Annotated in this window: 13 protein-coding genes; 4 read left to right on the top strand and 9 right to left on the bottom strand. The window is 50.8% G+C overall.

Translation table 11 applies throughout. The features are described from left to right. From rodZ to EDF88_RS12460, 5 genes are all read right to left on the bottom strand, one after another. Positions 1-1,017 carry a cytoskeleton protein RodZ gene (gene rodZ / locus EDF88_RS12480; RefSeq protein WP_064513044.1) on the bottom strand — a complete coding sequence of 339 codons (1,017 nt, stop codon included), beginning with the start codon at positions 1,015-1,017 and terminating at the stop codon, positions 1-3. Positions 1,018-1,457: 440 nt separating this feature from the next. After that, complete coding sequence (locus EDF88_RS12475) at positions 1,458-2,624, bottom strand: bifunctional tRNA (adenosine(37)-C2)-methyltransferase TrmG/ribosomal RNA large subunit methyltransferase RlmN (RefSeq protein WP_064513046.1); 1,167 nt, start codon at positions 2,622-2,624, stop codon at positions 1,458-1,460. A 176-nt stretch (positions 2,625-2,800) separates the two neighbouring features. Beyond that, on the bottom strand, positions 2,801-3,232 hold the full coding sequence (gene ndk / locus EDF88_RS12470; RefSeq protein ID WP_064513049.1) for a nucleoside-diphosphate kinase: 432 nt from the start codon (positions 3,230-3,232) through the stop codon (positions 2,801-2,803). 180 nt (positions 3,233-3,412) lie between these two features. Further along, entirely contained in the window at positions 3,413-5,734 is a 2,322-nt protein-coding gene (gene pbpC / locus EDF88_RS12465; RefSeq protein ID WP_134184943.1) for a peptidoglycan glycosyltransferase PbpC, read from the bottom strand. A 13-nt stretch (positions 5,735-5,747) separates the two neighbouring features. Then, positions 5,748-10,712, bottom strand: coding sequence for an alpha-2-macroglobulin (locus EDF88_RS12460; protein ID WP_134184941.1), 4,965 nt, complete (start codon positions 10,710-10,712; stop codon positions 5,748-5,750). 321 nt (positions 10,713-11,033) lie between these two features. Between EDF88_RS12460 and EDF88_RS12455 the strand changes: the two genes are divergently transcribed. The 4 genes from EDF88_RS12455 (at position 11,034) to EDF88_RS12440 (ending at position 15,686) form a co-directional block, all read left to right on the top strand. Continuing rightward, entirely contained in the window at positions 11,034-12,578 is a 1,545-nt protein-coding gene (locus tag EDF88_RS12455; protein ID WP_134184939.1) for a PTS transporter subunit EIIC, read from the top strand. 11 nt (positions 12,579-12,589) lie between these two features. After that, positions 12,590-13,954: a 6-phospho-alpha-glucosidase gene (locus EDF88_RS12450; RefSeq protein ID WP_134184937.1), complete on the top strand. Its 1,365-nt coding sequence runs from the start codon at positions 12,590-12,592 to the stop codon at positions 13,952-13,954. Positions 13,955-14,058: 104 nt separating this feature from the next. Continuing rightward, positions 14,059-14,913, top strand: a complete 855-nt coding sequence (sseA, locus tag EDF88_RS12445; RefSeq protein WP_064513057.1) for a 3-mercaptopyruvate sulfurtransferase — start codon at positions 14,059-14,061, stop codon at positions 14,911-14,913. After that, positions 14,913-15,686 carry a MurR/RpiR family transcriptional regulator gene (locus EDF88_RS12440; RefSeq protein WP_134185583.1) on the top strand — a complete coding sequence of 258 codons (774 nt, stop codon included), beginning with the start codon at positions 14,913-14,915 and terminating at the stop codon, positions 15,684-15,686. Before sseA ends, EDF88_RS12440 begins: the two co-directional genes overlap by 1 nt. 4 nt (positions 15,687-15,690) lie before the next feature. Here the strand turns inward: EDF88_RS12440 and sseB are convergent, their stop codons facing one another. The 4 genes from sseB to fdx form a co-directional block, all read right to left on the bottom strand. Further along, the gene (sseB, locus tag EDF88_RS12435; protein WP_064513061.1) at positions 15,691-16,467 is read right to left on the bottom strand and encodes an enhanced serine sensitivity protein SseB; all 777 of its coding nucleotides are present in this window, start codon (positions 16,465-16,467) and stop codon (positions 15,691-15,693) included. A 178-nt stretch (positions 16,468-16,645) separates the two neighbouring features. After that, positions 16,646-17,932, bottom strand: a complete 1,287-nt coding sequence (gene pepB, locus EDF88_RS12430; protein WP_134184935.1) for an aminopeptidase PepB — start codon at positions 17,930-17,932, stop codon at positions 16,646-16,648. 73 nt (positions 17,933-18,005) lie between these two features. Further along, positions 18,006-18,206, bottom strand: a complete 201-nt coding sequence (iscX, locus tag EDF88_RS12425) for a Fe-S cluster assembly protein IscX (protein ID WP_064513065.1) — start codon at positions 18,204-18,206, stop codon at positions 18,006-18,008. Between the two features lie 12 nt (positions 18,207-18,218). After that, positions 18,219-18,554 (bottom strand): ISC system 2Fe-2S type ferredoxin, encoded by a 336-nt coding sequence (gene fdx / locus EDF88_RS12420; RefSeq protein WP_034459208.1) that lies wholly within the window; start codon positions 18,552-18,554, stop codon positions 18,219-18,221. Position 18,555: the final 1 nt, after the last annotated feature.

The raw sequence follows: 18,555 nt of genomic DNA, 5'->3' as shown, positions 1-18,555 counted from the left end.
TTATTCAGCACTTACTGTCAGACGTGCAACCTGGCTAGTTCTGATAAAGCGACTCAAATCGACAGGTTTACCCTGGAACTGAATCTGAACCGCAGCTGGAGCACCAATTTTCAACTTATACGGTGCCTGACCGGCTAAATTCAAATTGCCATCTTTACGCTGCATACCGCTGAACAATTTCTTGCCGGTTGCGTCAGTCACTTCAAGCCAGCAATCGGCGTTAAAGTTCATCACTAACGCATTCGGGTCAGTTGCAGGAGCCGTAGTCACAGCAGCCTGATCGGTAGGGAGTGCGGCATTTTGCGCCGGAGCCGCTGGCGTTGCAGTGGCTTGCGCATTGTCTACAGGTGCCTGGCTTGGTGCCACTACTGCGGAAGAATCCGCTGTAGTGGTTTGCTGAGCCGTTGCTGCTGGAGTCTGATTTGATGCTGAATCAGTCACTGGAGCAGGCTGCGATGCCGCTGGGGTCTGCACAGGTTGCTGTGCAGAAGTATCAGCAGTAGATGAGTCGCTGGTAGTTAAAGGTACTGACTGAGAGTTACTGTTGCTGGCAGAAAGTTCAGCTGAAGATTGATCGGCCATAGTCGAAATCTCTTCCTGCTGCGCTTTGTGGTTTTGCCACCACCATGCACCCGTCAGGCCGATAACGACGAACAAAACGAGCCAGGTTACGCTCATCAGCCAACCGTCACGTTTCTTACGGCGTTTCCCCAGTGAAAAACTTTGCATCGGAGCCACTTTAGCAGCTCTGATAGGTGCCTGTTTTTCCATCATTGGCAACAGTTCTTCTTCCGGAATACGCACAAGACGTGCATAAGAACGGATATAACCACGCAGGAAAGTAGAGGCTAACTCGGCAGGTGCCTTGTCATCTTCAATATCCCGAACGGTAGAAACTTTCAGGCACAGGCGTTCGGCCACGGCTTGTTGGCTAAGACCGAGTTCTTCACGGGCAACACGTAAACGTTCACCCGTGGTTTTTTCTGCATTTGATTCGTGAGTGGCTTCAGTATTCATTAGCTACAATTGCTGGGACTGTTCGATTGAGGAATTAGGCCGGAGTCTTGTAGCACAGCGTTTCCGCTTCACCACGCTCTCCCGCTTCGCGAAACAAATCTGTGTTCTGGAGGATAAACCCCAGACAACATAACATTCAGCTCAAACTACTTGTTCACATAAACATGCTGCATTTTGTGAACGACTTAATCACTGATGAGTTAACCATAGACACCATTTTTAATGTTGTCAGTCAATTGCGACCAGCGATGGTTTAAATAGATGCGCCTAAACTATTGTTGTACCGTTACATACTGCCTTAAAGCGCTATGAAACGCACCGTAATTATTAATCTTAAAGTCACTCGCTAAACTTGCATAACTGCAAGATATAACTATGTGTTTTTTGAACCCCGTGGCATCGCTGGCACAGGGTTCTTATCTGACAAAAGCAATAGCTTATCAGACTGCTTTAACATCAATAGGTTCACCTTGCATACGCTTACGTAACGTACGTTTGGTGCGGTCAATCACTTCGCCAGCCAGCTGACCACAAGCCGCGTCAATATCATCGCCACGCGTTTTACGCACGATGGTAGTGAAGCCGTAACTCATTAATACTTTTGAGAAACGGTCGATACGGCTGTTGGAGCTACGGCCATATGGCGCTCCAGGGAACGGGTTCCATGGGATCAGGTTAATTTTACATGGCGTATCTTTCAGGCATTCTGCCAATTGATGCGCATGATCAGTACCATCGTTGACGTGATCCAGCAGAACGTATTCCACGGTTACACGACCCTGGTTGGCGTTGGATTTCTCCAGATAACGACGCACAGAGGACAGGAAAGTCTCGATGTTGTACTTTTTGTTGATCGGCATGATCTGGTCGCGAATTTCGTCGGTGGGAGCATGCAGAGAAATGGCTAATGCCACATCAATCATGTCACCCAACTTATCGAGCGCCGGAACTACACCTGAAGTAGAAAGAGTAACGCGACGTTTGGAAAGCCCGAAACCAAAGTCATCAAGCATGATTTCCATTGCTGGAACCACATTGTTGAGGTTCAGCAGCGGTTCACCCATACCCATCATGACGACGTTGGTAATAGGACGTACGCCGGTTTTCTTTTGCGCGCCGATAATTTTCGCCGCACGCCATACCTGCCCGATGATTTCGGAAACACGCAGGTTACGGTTGAAGCCTTGCTGAGCTGTTGAGCAGAATTTACATTCCAGAGCACATCCAACTTGAGAAGAAACGCACAGTGTGGCGCGGTCTTCTTCAGGGATATACACCGTTTCAACGAGCTGGTCAGCGATGCGGATTGCCCATTTAATAGTGCCATCGGCAGAACGCTGTTCTTCGGCAACTTCAGGAGCGCGGATTTCAGCGACTTCTTTAAGTCTGTTACGCAGAACTTTGTTGATGTCAGTCATTTCATCGAAGTCATCACTGCAATAGTGATACATCCATTTCATGACCTGATCGGCGCGGAATGGTTTTTCGCCCATTTCGGCAAAAAACTCACGCAGTTGCTGGCGGTTAAGATCCAACAGGTTGATTTTTTCGGACTTGTTGGAAACGACTGAAACTGGTGTCTCAGGAGTGATAATTTGCTCTGACATAATTTCTTCCGGCCTCGTTGTTACACGTTACGGCCCCAGGTGGGTTAAAAAGATACGCCCCGAAGAGCAAGCTCATCCGGGGCGTAGCATTGTACAAATTCTATGGCACAGAAGCCATGGCTGAAAGCGACGTACATACAAATAAAATGTAACTGTCGCTTAACAGTTAATGCTTATTAGCGAGTGCGTGGGCAAACTTCGCCTTCAGCGAAGAAATAAGCGATTTCACGCGCAGCAGATTCAGCAGAATCAGAACCGTGAGTGCCGTTTTCGGTAAAGCTGTCAGCGTAATCTGCACGCAGAGTACCAGCCAAAGCGTTTGCCGGATTGGTTGCACCCAGGATGTCACGGTGACGCTGAACGGCATTTTCGCCTTCCAGTACGCTAACCATGATTGGGCCGGAAGTCATAAACGCAACCAGACCATCGAAGAAAGGCTTGCCTTCGTGCTCAGCGTAGAAACCCTGAGCCTGTTCAGAAGTCAGGTGCAGCATTTTTGCGCCAACAATCTTAAACCCTGCGGATTCAAAACGAGCATAAATATTACCAATAACGTTTTTTGCCACCGCGTTTGGTTTGATGATGGAAAAAGTACGTTCAATAGCCATGATTACCTCTGTGTCTGTTCTGTTTGCCCGGCCCCTGAAGGGAGGGATAACCGGTTATGATTTGGCGCCGATTATAATGAGCAAGTCTCGCGTTGCCTATGGATACAGGTAACATTTTTTTAAAATAAGATGAATATCGGCAACATTTTAATGCGAACGCCTGAAAATTAGACTAACGCTCTACTGCAATACGAAATGAGCGGCGGCAATCTGCCCAGCTTCATCAAGAACCAAAACCTGGTACGCTCCCGGTTTATCCAGATTTAGTGCGATTGCGCTACTATTTCCACTAACCGGTTCACCGTTTAAAAACCACCAGCGATCGCCCTGTCCTCCCTGAACACTTAAACGAAGCGGTAAGCGCAATTCACCAGGAAGACGCTTCAAAATAGCGCCCTCGCGAACCCCTAACAACAATAAAGGCGTAACTTCATCTTTCTGCTGGGGCGGGCATTGCTCTGACAATTCCGGCAAACGGGCTGCACGTCTTTCACTCATCGGTAACCATGGTTCAAGCGGCAGCGGCCACAAAGAGATAGTCTGCTGCCTTGCTCCCGAGCAATCAGCAGCCACGCGTTTTCCCTGTTCATCTAACCAGACGACCTTTCTTAATCCCTGAATTCCTTCCTGGCCTGGTGCTTCAAGCGTGGGCGGCTCGCTGTTATCGAGTAACCAACCCGTTAATTTGCGCCGGCAATTACTATCTGCGGCTGGCAAATTCTGCCCACCCGGCCAGCAAATTTTCCCTTCGGAAACAGAAGGCGGACGAGGGTCAACGGGTAGCCGCGCCTGCTGCACACCAGAGTTGGCTTGTAGTAAGTTGTTAACTTGATTAAGTAACGGCACGGCACTTCCTAAGCCAAACTGCCCGGCAACCGGTGTGCTATCCGGGCGTCCTGTCCAGATACCAATCAAATAACGTGGGTTAATTCCAATGGCCCACGCATCGCGATATCCATAACTGGTGCCTGTTTTCCAGGCCAAAGGCACAACGGCAGGCAATGTGGCATCGGGCTGCGGCTGTGCCTCTCCTGCCAGAATACGGCGAATAATCCAGGCCGCACCAGCCGACATCAATGGGCGCTCGACTAATGGTTGCTCTGGCTGTAAACGTAACTGAGCAGCTCTACCATGACGGGCAAAGGCGCTATATGCAGCGACAATCTGATCAAGACGCGCACCGCCGCCGCCAAGAATCAGCGAGAGATTAGGTTCACTGCCTTGCGGGAACCGCAAATCCAAACCAATGTTTCGCAATTGTGCGGCAAAACGTTTCGGGCCGTAGGCTTCGAGTACCTGAACCGCCGGGAGATTGAGGGAACGCACCAGCGCTTCACTCATACTGACCGGGCCATGAAAACCAGTATCAAAATTCCCTGGCCGGTAATCACCGAAGCGGCGCGGTACGTCCTGTAACAATGACGTGGCGTGAATCAGCCCATCATCCAGCGCCAGGCCATAAACAAAGGGTTTCAGCACCGATCCGGGTGAACGAATTGCGGTGACCATATCGACATGCCCGAAACGACTTTGATCGGTGATATCGGCTGAACCAACCCAGCCACGCACTTCCATGGTGGTATGATCGACAACCAATATCGCCATTGATGAACGTGGCGGGAGCTGAGCTTTCCAGTTCAGTGCCAGCTCTTCCAATTGGCGCTGCAATGGCGCATCCAGCGTTGTCGTTATTTTCTGTTCTTTGCTGCGGTTCACCAGATAGCGTGAAAACAACGGCGCCAATTGCGGCATTTGCCGTGGCGCCAGCCATACCGGTTCTTCGAGAGATTCTTTTACCTGCTGTGGCTCCCAGACGGCTTGCTCGGCCATACGCATAAGAACTTTGTTACGGGCGGCTTGCGCCCGCTCAGGCCAGCGATCCGGGCGCAAACGGCTTGGCGCTTGCGGAAGAACCGCCAGTAAAGCAGCTTCAGCATAACTTAGGTGTTGCGGGGATTTTCCGAGGTAAACCCAACTGGCAGCCCCCACTCCTTGTAACGTCCCGCCAAACGGTGCGCGGTTAAGGTAGAGCGTGAGAATTTGTTCTTTCGATAGATGCCATTCGAGTTGCAAAGCGCGCCAAACCTGGCGGATTTTGCCCCCAAATGTGCGAGGGTGCGGGTCGAGCAAGCGGGCGACTTGCATCGTCAAGGTACTGCCACCGGAAATCACTTTGCCGCTAAGCAAATCCTGCCCGGCTGCACGCAAAATCGATAGAGGATTAATTCCCGGATGATCCCAGAACCAGCGATCTTCATAGTTGATTAAAGCTTCGAGATAACGAGGTGAAACATCGTTTAACGTAACCGGATAGCGCCAGATCCCGTTCTCATCAGCGAAACGCCACAAGGGTGTGCCATCAGCCGCGACGACAACTCGTGCGTTATTCGCCTGAGAAAGCGGCAGCGGCCAAAGCCGGTCTGCCAGCCAAATCCCCAGACATAAAATAATTGGCAGCACCACCAGGAAATAGCGGCGCTGCCAGCGAAATGGCTTTAGCATTTTGCCTTGCCAGTTACGGATGAACAGTCAGCATGCCGGTGCTGGTTCCTGTTGCCCGCCACTGAGGTACATACATCGACTCCACTTGTGAAACCGGCACGTTATAGTTTCCCGGAGTCACAGCGCGAGCAAGGTAAACCAGGGTCGCATGCTGGCCTTCATTGAGCGGTAACGCGGCAACAAAGCGATCGTCACGGAACTCCATATGCTGGATATCCGCCTGCTGCATCTGGTTCAACAAGCCCTGAATCTGGCTATCACTGTCACTCAGGTTGGCGCTGCTTTCAGAAAGGTTCTGGTTTTCCAACTCAAACCCGGCAGGCAGCAAATCAACGACCAGAGCATCAGGCACATTTTTATCTGCCCATACATCCAGCCAGACCATCACCAATTCACCACTTTTCAATTCTGACAACGACTTGCTGTTACCTTTCGCATCAAGGAAATGGCGTTCGATGTGCAACACGTTGCTGTAAGGCGCTGGAGCCTGTTGTGGATAACCAACCGTATCTAATCGAAGATAGAGATTACCCGTCCCGGTATTAGAAATCTGTAGGCCAGCGAGTTGTTCAGCAGACAAATTACGTGTCACTGATTGAGTACCCGATAATGATTCGGTTGCAAAAGATACCTGTGACTGCCAATCCCCTTTCGCCGTTTGCCAGTTGCGACCCGCCAGGAACAACGCATTACTTTCCTGCGTGGAAAGCCAGCGCTGGCTGTATGCAAGATTAGAGAGGTCCATCAGCAATTGATTCTGCTGTTCTGGTAGCAATTTGTTCTCTTCCAGCAGGCTCAGCATCATCGCTTTGTCACGCAACTCACTGCCATAATCTGCCATCCAGATACGTTCGTCGCTACGGCTGGTTTGCAAACCTAACTTGATAGCTTCATCACCTCGTGGTGCATCTCCCATCAACTTCAGTGCCACACCAAGTTGTAACAGCGGTAAGCCTGCACGAGCACTGCTATGGCGCAACCAAAGTTCACGCAAGGCACCCAATGGTGCTTTTTGCTGACGAGCTAATACCTGAGCGGCGTACGCTTGAACAGCAAATTTACTGGCAGCAGCATCATCACTGTAGCGTAAAGCGATAACTCCGGAATCCTGGAGATAACGTAGCAGGCGCTGGTTAGCTTTATTTAGCGAGTCAGTATTAACGCTATAACCCTGCTCACTCGCACGAACAAGGAAATCGGTCACATACGCTGTTAGCCAGTATTCTTCTGGCCCTTCTTTGTCCCATAGGCCGAAACTGCCATTGTCGCGTTGCATGTCCAGCAGGCGAGCAATCCCCAGGTCGATTGCAGCGCGGCGCTGTTCATCGCTAGTTCCTGTAATGCCCAGAGCTGCTAACTGTGCCTGGTTGGTATAAAGCGACGGGAACAACCCACTAGTAGTCTGTTCCAGGCAGCCATATGGATAGGCTTTCAGTTCGCGAATATAGCGAGCGAGGTTTAGCGGCGGCCGACCACTCAATAGCACCTGGCCTTCAAGTGTTGCAGGTGCCAGGCCGGAAATGTGTTGCGGTGGAATATCCCAAACTTCACCCGCTGCAAGCACCGCACCACTGTTGATGTTTTGCGCCGGGAACGGAGGACGGACACCTAATTTCCACAGTTTTTGCTGTGGGGCAAAAGTTTCACCAGGCAAGCTAAGTCCGGTAATTTGTGCTGCTAACTCCCCATCACCGAAGCCGTTCAATGCGCGAACCGGAATAAACACGGTTTTGCGTGCACCCGGTAGTAACGTCACGGATTGCACTGAAGCAGAGTTCAATGCAATCAAGCCGGTAGTTTTCAGGTTAATACTAAGTTGTTGAGGTTGGTCTGTCAGGTTGGTGAGGTCCATAGCCAAACGGCTACTGTCACCACTGGCCATGAAGCGTGGTGCTGCAAGTTCAGTAACCAACGGAGCCGCAACAACAACTTTTTCGTCACTGTTACCAAAGTGGTCGTCGGTCCAGGCTTGCGCCATAACCCGTAGCTCACCATTAAAATCACCAATAGGGAGCGTGACAGTACCTTCACCATTTGCGTCTAATTGCACTGGCTGAGCTTGCTGAGCGATGATAGTGACATGGTTTACCGGCTTTTTACCGCCACGGCTTAATTCGTCACCTTCATCGCCATCACCACCAAAACGTAAAGCCGCAAGCCGCCCTTCCCCCTCAATGACCTGGCCATAGATATCGTATAAATCCGCTCCATAACGTTTACGGCCAAAGAAGGCTTCCCAAGGATCTGGGGTTTTGTAGTCAGTAATATTCAGCACGCCGCTATCCACAGCTGAAACCAGCACATGAATTTGCTTTGGCATTTCACCGTTAATCGGCTTGGTTTTTACTTTAACCGTGAGGTTTTGATTCGGACGCATTTTAGTTGGTGCTTCTAAAGAAAGCGCCAGTCTGCGGCTTTCGTCTCCCAGTGGCAGATGCAAAATCCCAACAGAACGTTTTGGCGTGGAGGCACGGCTCTTATCTCCAGGTCGAATAACAAGCGTGCTGAGATACAGATCATGCCGCTGCCAGCTATTATCGACCGGAATAGCGATATCCAGACCTTTCTCCGGAACATCAATTTCTTTCCACCACAGCGGGCCATCGCTGGACTCAACCATTGCATAGCCTTTGCCAGCCGCCGGAGCAGAAATATGCAGATTGATGGTGTCACCAGGCTTATAACTCGGTTTATCAATTTTCAGCGTTACACGGTCAGGGCGCACAGCCCCCTCTCCATCGCTGTTGTCCTGCCAGCTGTAGCCTGCCCAAAAACGAATGCTACTGACGATATTAGTGTCAGGATCGCGAACTTCCAGACGGTAGGAACCCCACTCAACCGGGAAAGCCACTTTGCCCGTTTCACCTGCGGCAAGATCCAGTTTTTGTTCAGCCTCTACGAGATCTTTCTGATCGTATTGAGACTGCCAGCCCTGGCCCTCTTCCCAGTTCCAGAAGTAATCCCGACGTTCGCGAATTAAACGCACATCAAGACCAGAGACCGCCAGTTTCTCACCTTTAGCATTGGCATAAACGATATCAAAACCTGCGTTCGTGTCCTCGTCGACTATCGGCTGGATTCGTGTGCTGTCGGTGCGGTAATCGTAAATTTCTTTACTCGCAAATTGAGGACGAATGCCCGGCAGTGCTTCCGCAGGCCAAATAGCTTGCTCCGCACGGCGTGTTACCGGACGGCCACCTGACTCTAGCAAGCTGGCTTGCAGTACCAGCCGTAATGGTGAGTGAACATCTGCCCATTGACTATCTGTGCTTACCGTTGTTTTGCCTTGTTCATCAAGCTGAAGCTGAACCTCATCAAGATTTCGGGTGAGGTTTTCCTCGTTAATGTCGCCAAACTGGAAGCCTGGTAAGGCCGATACAGCTTCACGTAATGGGCGCAGGAACAATTGCCCTTGCAAGCTGTTCCCGGAAGCTGGTGCACCGTACAAATAACGCCCGGCAATCTGGAAATTCACAGACTCATCAGGGCCAACGGATTGCGATTGGTTTGTGATGTTCAGAGCCATACGCTCCGGCATGAAGTCTTCAACTTTAAAAGCCCAAATGCGTGGCTGGTTATCACCCGTATTTACACGCACTTGCCAGTTACCCGTTTGTACATCATGACTTAGCGGATAACTGAACTGATATAAGCCATTTTCTGATTGCCAGACCTGCGTTCTGGCGACTTGGCCATCAGGTTTTACAACTTCCAGTTTTACTGGCTGTGCTGGTAATACCTTCCCGTCACTATCACGTAACAATGCATTCAGCAGTACTGTTTCCCCAGGGCGGTAGAGATCCCTTGGGCCAAACATAAACAGCTCCTTACTGAAACCGGGCTCACCAGCAATGTTAAACTCGGCCAGATCCAGCGCCGGGCGGTTTAAGTCTAGCATCGTCGTCTGCTCGCTTGTTCTCGCCAGCAACAACGTGCCTTTTTCTATTTTCTCAAGCACCGCATGACCATCGCCATCACTCTTAGCCTGTGCAAGCGTGTGCCCTTTTTCATCAAGCAACGTGATTTCGACATCTGATTGTGCAGCACCATTTTCAAGACTTTGAGTAAACACATCCAGGCGGTCATGGTAGCGGTGAGCTGACACCCCGATATCACTTAAAGTAAACAACGTCGCCGCGTTGCTGTAACTGTAATGGCCTGCCTGATTCATAATGGCGATATAGACGCCTGGCTGTTGCAGCGGCTTAATCTCGCCTAACGGTAGCAATAATTTTTCGCGGGTATTACGTGCCGGATTAAGATCGAACCTGCCGCTGTAAACTAAGTCAGCAAGTTTTAAAAGATTGTCCGATTCCCAATTAGATACTGAGTTTCGGTATTGCCACTGGCTAACAAAGGAACCTAGTGATTCACTTTTTATACGGTAGAAATTGACGTCAATTTTATCGACGTTGAGCGCCATGACCGGTAAACCGGCAATAACTTTAGTCGGAAGTAATGACCCCCGGCTGGCAAAACCAACGCTCGGTTGAATATCACGGGTTGAAATTTGCTTCTCAAAATTACTATCGAATGTCGCTTTATTGAGTGCAAGCAGCCCACTATCAACGGTCAAAATCAGTTCACGTTTCGGCTCGAGATGGCGTAAACGCAATTCTTTGAGGTCGGCTGAAAGCTCCCACGCACCATCAACTTTCCCGCTGGTTTTATCGACTAAATGCGCCACCCGGGAGAAATCCTGGTTGGGATCTAAGGGAATCGAGAATGTGAGTACCAACGTGCTTGCACCATCAAGCTGTACTTCAGAGGCATCAAGCAATTTAAGCGGCTTGCCTGCTGAATCCTTCGCCAGTTTTTCAAGCTGCGAGGCATCAGGCTTAACTGGGGTAGCATCCTGTTGCTGAGCGGAAGTTTCGCTCTTCGCCACCGGTTTTGGTTTGTCGTTATTGTCACAGCCCGCAAGTGCCAAAGCAGCCATTAGCGTTGCTGCCAGTCCTACCAGACGAATTGATCTCATTTTTATCCCTGGCCGATTGGGCCCATTAAATCACCAAGTTCTACAACTATTATGCGGGTTCATCAGAAAAACGAAAGTATCCAAATTCGGCATTGCGTACTCGCTCGCAAAGGGAAGCTGGCATCGTGCAACGGTTTCATCAGCGTGTCGTTTCAAAGTGCAAGCGCGATCACAACCTGAAAGGTTATATGTTACCTTGTGAGTCATTTGTTTTTAAAACAATAGGATAGATGGATGAAGTGCCTTTTTTCTTGCTACATTTCTGGCTGAGTCGCTGCCTCAACGCGGTGTTTAGCCAAAGTAATAATAAGAGACTGCTAAATGAAAAGTGCCGTTAATGCCCTACAAAACTTCGGAAAATCGCTCTACGGCCCAGTACTTATTTTACCCATCGTCGGTTTATTTATCGCGTTTGGTAATGTATTGGGCAATGGAAACCTGGCCGAGTACTTACCGTTCCTCGGTCACTCTTCTATTCAGCATACGGGTGTGCTGATCGCTAAATCTGCCGTTTCGGTACTGGCAAACCTGGCTCTGGTGTTTGGCGTTGGGATCCCAATTGGCCTTGCTGCAAAAGACAAAGGATATGCAGCATTGATTGGCCTGGTCACTTTTATCGTCTTCATTAATGCGATGAATGTAACGTTGCAATTGCAGGGCGAATTAGCACCTGCCGACCAAATGCGGGCCGCTGGGCAAAGCATGGTTTTAGGTGTGCAAGTGCTTGAGATGGGTGTTTTTGCCGGGATACTGACCGGGGCGCTTTCAGGATATCTGTACAACCGCTATTCCAGCGTACAGTTTTCTGGCGCGATGGCCATTTACTCCGGCCACTGTTTTGTCGCCATTATTATGCTGCCGGTTTCAATGTTGCTTGGCGTGGTGATGAGCGAACTCTGGCCATTTGCTCAGCATGGTATCAGCGCACTGGCGCTGGCGATTAAAGGTGCCGGGGCATTTGGCGTTGCTATCTACGGTTTCCTGGAACGTATTCTGGTGCCAACGGGTCTACATCACCTTGTTTATACCCCATTCCTGTATACCGAATTAGGGGGGACTGCCGATGTTTGCGGCAGCGTTTACCAGGGCGCGCGCAATATTTACTTCGCAGAAATGGCATGTCCGAGCGTCCATCAACTTAGCAGCACCGTTGTTTGGGATGCTCGCGGCATAAGCAAAATGTTCGGCCTCCCTGCTGCGGCTCTTGCGATGTATATGACGGCGAAACCTGAGCGCAAAGCAGCAGCCAAAGCCATTCTCATCCCGGCAGCCCTGACATCCATGCTGGTTGGTGTTACGGAGCCACTGGAGTTTTCCTTCCTGTTTGTCGCCCCACTGCTGTTCGGAGTGCATGCGGTACTGACTGGTATTGGCATGATGCTGTTCTATCTGCTGGGCGTTCACGCCATCGGTGCCAACGGAATTATCGATTTCATTCTCTATAACCTGCCGCTTGGCACCGAGAAATCCAACTGGCCGATGTACATCGCGGTCGGGCTGGTGATGTCGGTTATCTATTTCCTGGTGTTCCGTTTCCTGATTCGCCGTTTCGATATGAAAACGCCGGGGCGCGAGAGTGATGACCAGGAGACAAAACTGTATAGCAAACAAGAGTATCAAGCCAAAGGCAGCAACGATGGCTTGGGTGAAGCGATTATCGAAGGCCTCGGTGGCCGGGCCAATATTGAAGTGGTCGACAACTGTTACACCCGCTTGCGAGTCACGGTGCGCGATGTGTCAGTTATCGACGAACCCCGCCTGAAATCAACGGGTGCGAAAGGGGTCATTAAACAAGGTAATAACGTTCAGGTGGTCTACGGGCTGCATGTCAAAAAAATGCGTGAAGCAGTAGAGACATTTCTCTAAAGGAGTCAATGATGTTTAACCCCCCATTTATTTTGTCCATTGCCGGTGGCGGTAGTACTTACACGCCTGGCATTGTTAAAAGCCTGATGGTGCGCCTGGCCGATTTCCCGTTAGCTGAAATTCGCCTTTACGATATTGATGGCGAGCGCCAGTCGGTCATTGCTCCGGTGGTTGAGAAAGTCATTCGCGACCATAGCCAAAGCATAAAATTCACCGTAACTACTGACCCGGAAGTTGCCTTTAGTGGTGCCCATTTTGTCTTCGCACAAATGCGCGTCGGGCAATATAAGATGCGTGAGCAGGATGAAAAAATCCCTCTACGCCATGGTGTGGTTGGGCAAGAAACCTGCGGGCCAGGCGGCCTGGCATATGGCCTGCGCACCATTTTGCCTATGGTCGAGTTATGTGATTTTGTTGAGCGTTACGCCCATCAAAAAGCGTGGATTGTGAACTATTCCAACCCGGCGGCAATTGTTGCTGAAGGGGTTCGTCGTCTGCGCCCGAAAGCTCGCGTGTTAAATATTTGCGATATGCCGGTAGCGGCAATGCGCAATATGGGTGCCATTCTTGGGGTTGATCGCCACAAGCTGGAAGTCGATTACTTCGGCCTGAACCATTTCGGCTGGTTTACCCGCGTGCTGGTTGATGGCGAAGACCGCCTGCCGGAGCTGCGCCGCCATATCGCTAAGTTTGGCCTACTGACAGAAGATGCCGCACAAACCGATCCGCAACATTCCGACCCGTCATGGGTGAAAACCTGGCGTCACATTAAGCCGATTATGGACCATTTCCCGGAATATCTGCCGAACCCGTATTTGCAGTATTACCTAATGCCAAACGACATCGTTGAGCACCAAAACCCTGATTACACTCGTGCCAACGAAGTGATGGATGGGCGCGAGAAGAAGCTGTTTGCAGCGGCGGATGAATACAAAAAAACCGGGATTTTGCCGGACGCATTCCATGTTGGCGTACACGGTGCCTTTATTGTTGATGTCGCTTGTTCACTGGCCTTTGATTTGCGCCAGCGTCACCTGGTGATTGTGGAAAACAAAGGGGCGATTGCCAACCTGCCGTATGACGCAATGGTTGAAGTCCCGGCTTATATCACTTCCGAAGGGCCAGAACCGGTACGCATGGGTGCGGTTCCACTGTTCCATCAGACATTATTGATGCAGCAGCTAGCTTCAGAACAATTGCTGGTCGAAGCCACTATCGAAGGCAGTTATGAAAAGGCATTGCAGGCGTTTACGCTCAACCGCAGCGTGCCTACTATGCAACATGCAAAAGCGATTCTCGACGATATGATTGAAGCTAATCGCGATTACTGGCCGCAACTGCAACAGGCCTGGAAAGATGGCGAGGCTGTGAAATAGTTTTGCAATAAATACGAGGCACCTCGCGCACCTGGACATGGTTGCTTGTCGGTTTGGTGAAAAACACCGACAATCCGAGAGTAAATAACGATTCGGAGGCAACCATGTCCACCACTTTCTTCGTTGCGGGCGACTGGCTCGCAGAACATATTAATGATGAGAACATCCAGATTATTGATGCTCGTATGGCACCAGCTGGTCAGGAACATTTACGTGATATGCAGGCTGAGTACCGTGCCGGCCATCTGCCTGGCGCAGTATTTTTCGATATCGAAGCCCTTTCCGACCACACCAGCCCTTTACCACATATGATGCCGCGTGCTGAAGCCTTTGCTGTCGCCATGCGAGAGCTGGGTATCAGTAGTGATAAACATCTGGTTGTTTACGATGAAGGCAACCTGTTCTCCGCACCGCGAGCATGGTGGATGCTGCGTACTTTCGGCGTTGAAAGTGTGTCGATTCTGGCTGGTGGCCTGGCCGACTGGCAGCGTGAAGAACTGCCTCTACAGCAAGGTGATGTTGAATTGCCGGAAGGCGATTTCGACGTGAATTTCGATCCAATGGTGATTAAGCGCCTGACCGATGTTCTGCTGGTTAGCCATGAAGGCACTGCGCAGATTGTTGATGCTCGCCCTGCTCCACGTTTTAACGCACAAGCGGATGAACCTCGTCCTGGTTTAAGGCGTGGGCATATTCCAGGTGCGCTGAACGTACCCTGGGGCGATCTGGTAGAAAATGGTCAGTTGAAAACTACCGATGAACTGAGTGAAATCTTTACCCGCCAGGGCGTGAGCTTTGATAAACCGATTATCGCCAGTTGCGGTTCAGGCGTAACAGCAGCAGTGGTGGTATTGGCGCTAACCACGCTTGGCGTTAACGGTGTTTCATTGTACGACGGCTCCTGGAGTGAATGGGGAGCACGACCGGATTTACCCGTCGAACCTGCTCAAGCACAGTAATGGACAACCGACTGGCAGGTCTTCTTGAGCGCGGGGAATCTTTAACCCGCGCTGAATACCGCGTTCTCTCGCACGTGACAAACCACCCATTGCTGGTAGGTAATATCACGGTGCGGGAACTTGCTCAGGTGACTTTTGTTTCCAGCGCCACCATTATGCGACTGTGCCAGAAGCTCGGATTTAGCGGTTACAGCGAGTTTATCTGGCATTGTAAGCAGCTACTTTCCAGCACTCCGCATATTGCTAACCAACCTGCTCAGTCCACCAGCGAACTGCCGGTTTTATTTGATCAGTTTGTCGATAATTACCGCCAGACTTTCCGTTGGGTCACGCCTGAACTGATGGCGGAGTTTGCGACATTACTGCGGGAAAAAGAGAGTTTCTTTTTGTACGGAGCCGGGTTTTCTTATTTATTCGCGGAATACCTGACCAAGAAACTTCAGGTGTTGGGGAAAACGGCGTTTATTTCCGGGCCGGGCGACAGTCGGGGCATCTTTTTAAGTAACGCCTCAAAGTATCAGGTGTTTATCGCCATTTCTCGCAGCGGTGAAACAGAGCAAGTATTGGATAAGGCGCGGGTCGCGCAAAATGTGGGGATGTCGATTGTGGCGTTCACGCGAGCATCGCCAAACAGTTTATCCGAACTGGCTGATGTGCATTTTCCGCTGTATGACGAGGCAATCCACTATGCGGCAGAGGCCGCCGGGATCACCTCATTTGAGTCGAATCTGGTGATGCTGATTGATTTATTGCTGTTGCAGGCAACAGCATAAAAAATCAGATAATCCGGTTGGTTTTAAAATCACGCAGGAAACTGCCCCAACGGCGTTCATAGAAAGGTGTAATGTGCGCCATCATAAAGTGGCTGATGCCCTTCTCACCTTCCGCCACCAGGCAAATATCGACTGGCTCGTCGCCCGGTAAGGTGTCCGTTGCAACACTTCCCGCCTGGCGAATAATCGCGTCGATATCACCTTCAGCTTCAATACCAATCAGCAGGTTCGGTTGTTCATCTGCATGTTCTTTAATCGAGCAGATAAACGCACGCTTCACGGTTTTCAGGTTTTTAAACAGCGTGGTCAGGGAGTCGACCATTTGTGCCGGTGGCTCAGCCACTTCGGAAAGCAGCAAAGATGTCCCGCCATCCAGCACTTCCTGCTGAGTTAAAGGGTCACTTTCATCGCTTATCAAATGAGTGATTTCACGCGGGGTAAATTCTTTACCGGTGGGCAGTTTTGCATTCAGAAACAGTGTCGCGCCCTGCGTCATTTCAAACAGAGTGCGCACTGGCATCACGACAAATGCCTGTTCGTGGCTTATCGCCTGTTGCAACGCTTCAACGGAGGTGAAGAACGGAATGACGGATGTGCCGTCATCTTTTTCCCAGTGCTGCAATTCGACTGCACTATCGGCGTCAATAGCTTCGCCTTCAGCGGCGGTACCCGGTACCCAAACGGTGGATTCCAGTAACACGCGGAAGAATGCCGGGCGGTGAGCGGGTTCCGTGGCGGCCTGCTCAAGCAGCGTTTCGAGTTCGTTTTTTGCTTCTGACATGGTAATTCCAGGGGAAAACAGAATGAGAATTTGTTGGGTAGATAAATGAAGTGCCATCCACCGCTCGCTTACCAGCAATATGGTGGATGTCGCTTCGCTAATCCACCCTACAACTGCTTTCATTACCTTCGTATGTCGGATTAGCGTTAGCGACATCCGACATTAACTTGAGGTAACGTTACTTTCCAGTCAACAAATTCGCAATCGCGCGTACACCAATGCCTGTTGCGCCAGCGGACCACTGCTCAACCGCACCTTTACGGTAAGTAGCAGAGCAGTCAATGTGCAGCCAACCTTCATGATAGTTTTCCACGAAGTGGGACAAGAAGCCTGCCGCCGTGCTGGCACCTGCTGGGAAGGACGCGTTTGAAGTGTTGTTCAGCTCGGCAAAGTTAGATGGCAACTGGTTGCGGTGGAATTCAGCCAGCGGCAAACGCCAGAATGGCTCGTTTTCTGCCGCAGCGCTTTCCATCAAACGGTTGACCAGCCCGTCGTCAAAGCTGAACAGCGCGTGGTAATCATTACCCAACGCGGTTTTCGCCGCACCCGTTAAGGTTGCGCAGTCGATGATCAATTCTGGTTTTTGCGCACAAGCGTCAATCAGACCATCAGCCAGCACCAGGCGGCCTTCTGCGTCGGTATTCATGATTTCAACGGTTTTGCCGTTGCGATATTTAATGATGTCGCCCAGTTTGAAGGCGTTACCGCTCACCAGGTTGTCTGCGCAGCACAGGTACAGTTTCACGCGCTTATCGAGACCGCGAGTGATTGCAAATGCCAGTGCACCGGTAATGGTGGCAGCGCCGCCCATATCGGACTTCATGGAATCCATGAATGCACTTTGCTTCATGCTGTAGCCGCCGGAATCGAAAGTGATACCTTTACCGACCAGGCAGGCATAAACCGGTGCATCCGGGTTGCCAGTTGGGTTGTAATCCAGCGCCAGTAACACAGGTGGGCGCTCGGAACCGCGGCCAACAGTATGGATACCCATATAGTTCTGCTCGCGCAGATCTTCGCCTTTGGTGATGCGGTAAGAAACATTATCGCAAGCCACGTCACACAGCAGGTCAACGGCGCGGGAAGCCAGTTGCTCCGGGCCGAGCTCTTCAGCAGGCGTGTTAATGGTGTGGCGCACCCAGTCGATGATTTTCAGGCGGTTATTCAGCTCTTTTTGCTCGGCTTCGCCAAGCACAGCCCAGTCAACTTTGCGCGTGCCTTTCGGTGCACGGTAACCCAGCCAGAATGCCCAGCTCTTTTCGACATCCCAGCCATCACCTGCCAGCTGTACGTGTTTCAGGCCCTGGCCGTCAATTTTACGTGCCGCACGTTGGATTAGCCCCAGGTCATCTTTGCCTGTCAGGTGCAGGGTAATTCCTTCGTCATTAATACTGTAAGCGGCTTTTTCGCCCCAACGCGCATCGGCAGGCGAGGTGGATAGCGTGATTTTCATGGCTTCTGACATTTTCTTTTCCTTATACTTTTCAGCTCATGCTTCATATAAAAACGGGCCGCCTGAGGCAGCCCGCTTGGTTCAATTAGTCAGTCTCATCTAACCAGACTAACAGAATCGCTTCCAGAATTTTTTCATTGGATGCGCCTGGATCGTCATCAAAATCTTCCAAATCGCAGATCCACTGGTGCAGATCGGTAAAACGCACCGTTTTTGGATCAAGATCCGGGCGGCTGTCGTACAGCGCTTCGCCAATTTCGCGGCTATCGGTCCATTTCAGTCCCATAAGCTACTCCTGTTAGTGCTCACGTGCATGGTTGATGGTGTAACGTGGCATTTCAACAACCAGGTCTTCATCAGTCACGCGAGCCTGGCAGCTTAAGCGACTTTCAGGCTCGAGGCCCCAGGCCTTGTCCAGCATGTCGTCTTCATCTTCCGTGCTTTCAGCAAGGGAGTCGAAGCCTTCACGCACGACACAGTGGCAAGTGGTGCAGGCACAGGATTTTTCACAGGCGTGTTCAATCTCGATGCCGTTGCGCAGTGCAACGTCAAGAATGGTTTCACCGACATTCGCTTCCAAAACTGCACCATCTGGACACAAATCCTGATGAGGCAGAAAAACAATCTTTGGCATG

This window comes from Buttiauxella sp. BIGb0552, assembly GCF_004366275.1.
Classification (GTDB): Bacteria; Pseudomonadota; Gammaproteobacteria; order Enterobacterales; family Enterobacteriaceae; genus Buttiauxella; species Buttiauxella gaviniae.
The sequence above is the reverse complement of the archived record's forward strand: the minus strand, read 5'-3'. Positions and strand labels throughout refer to the sequence as shown.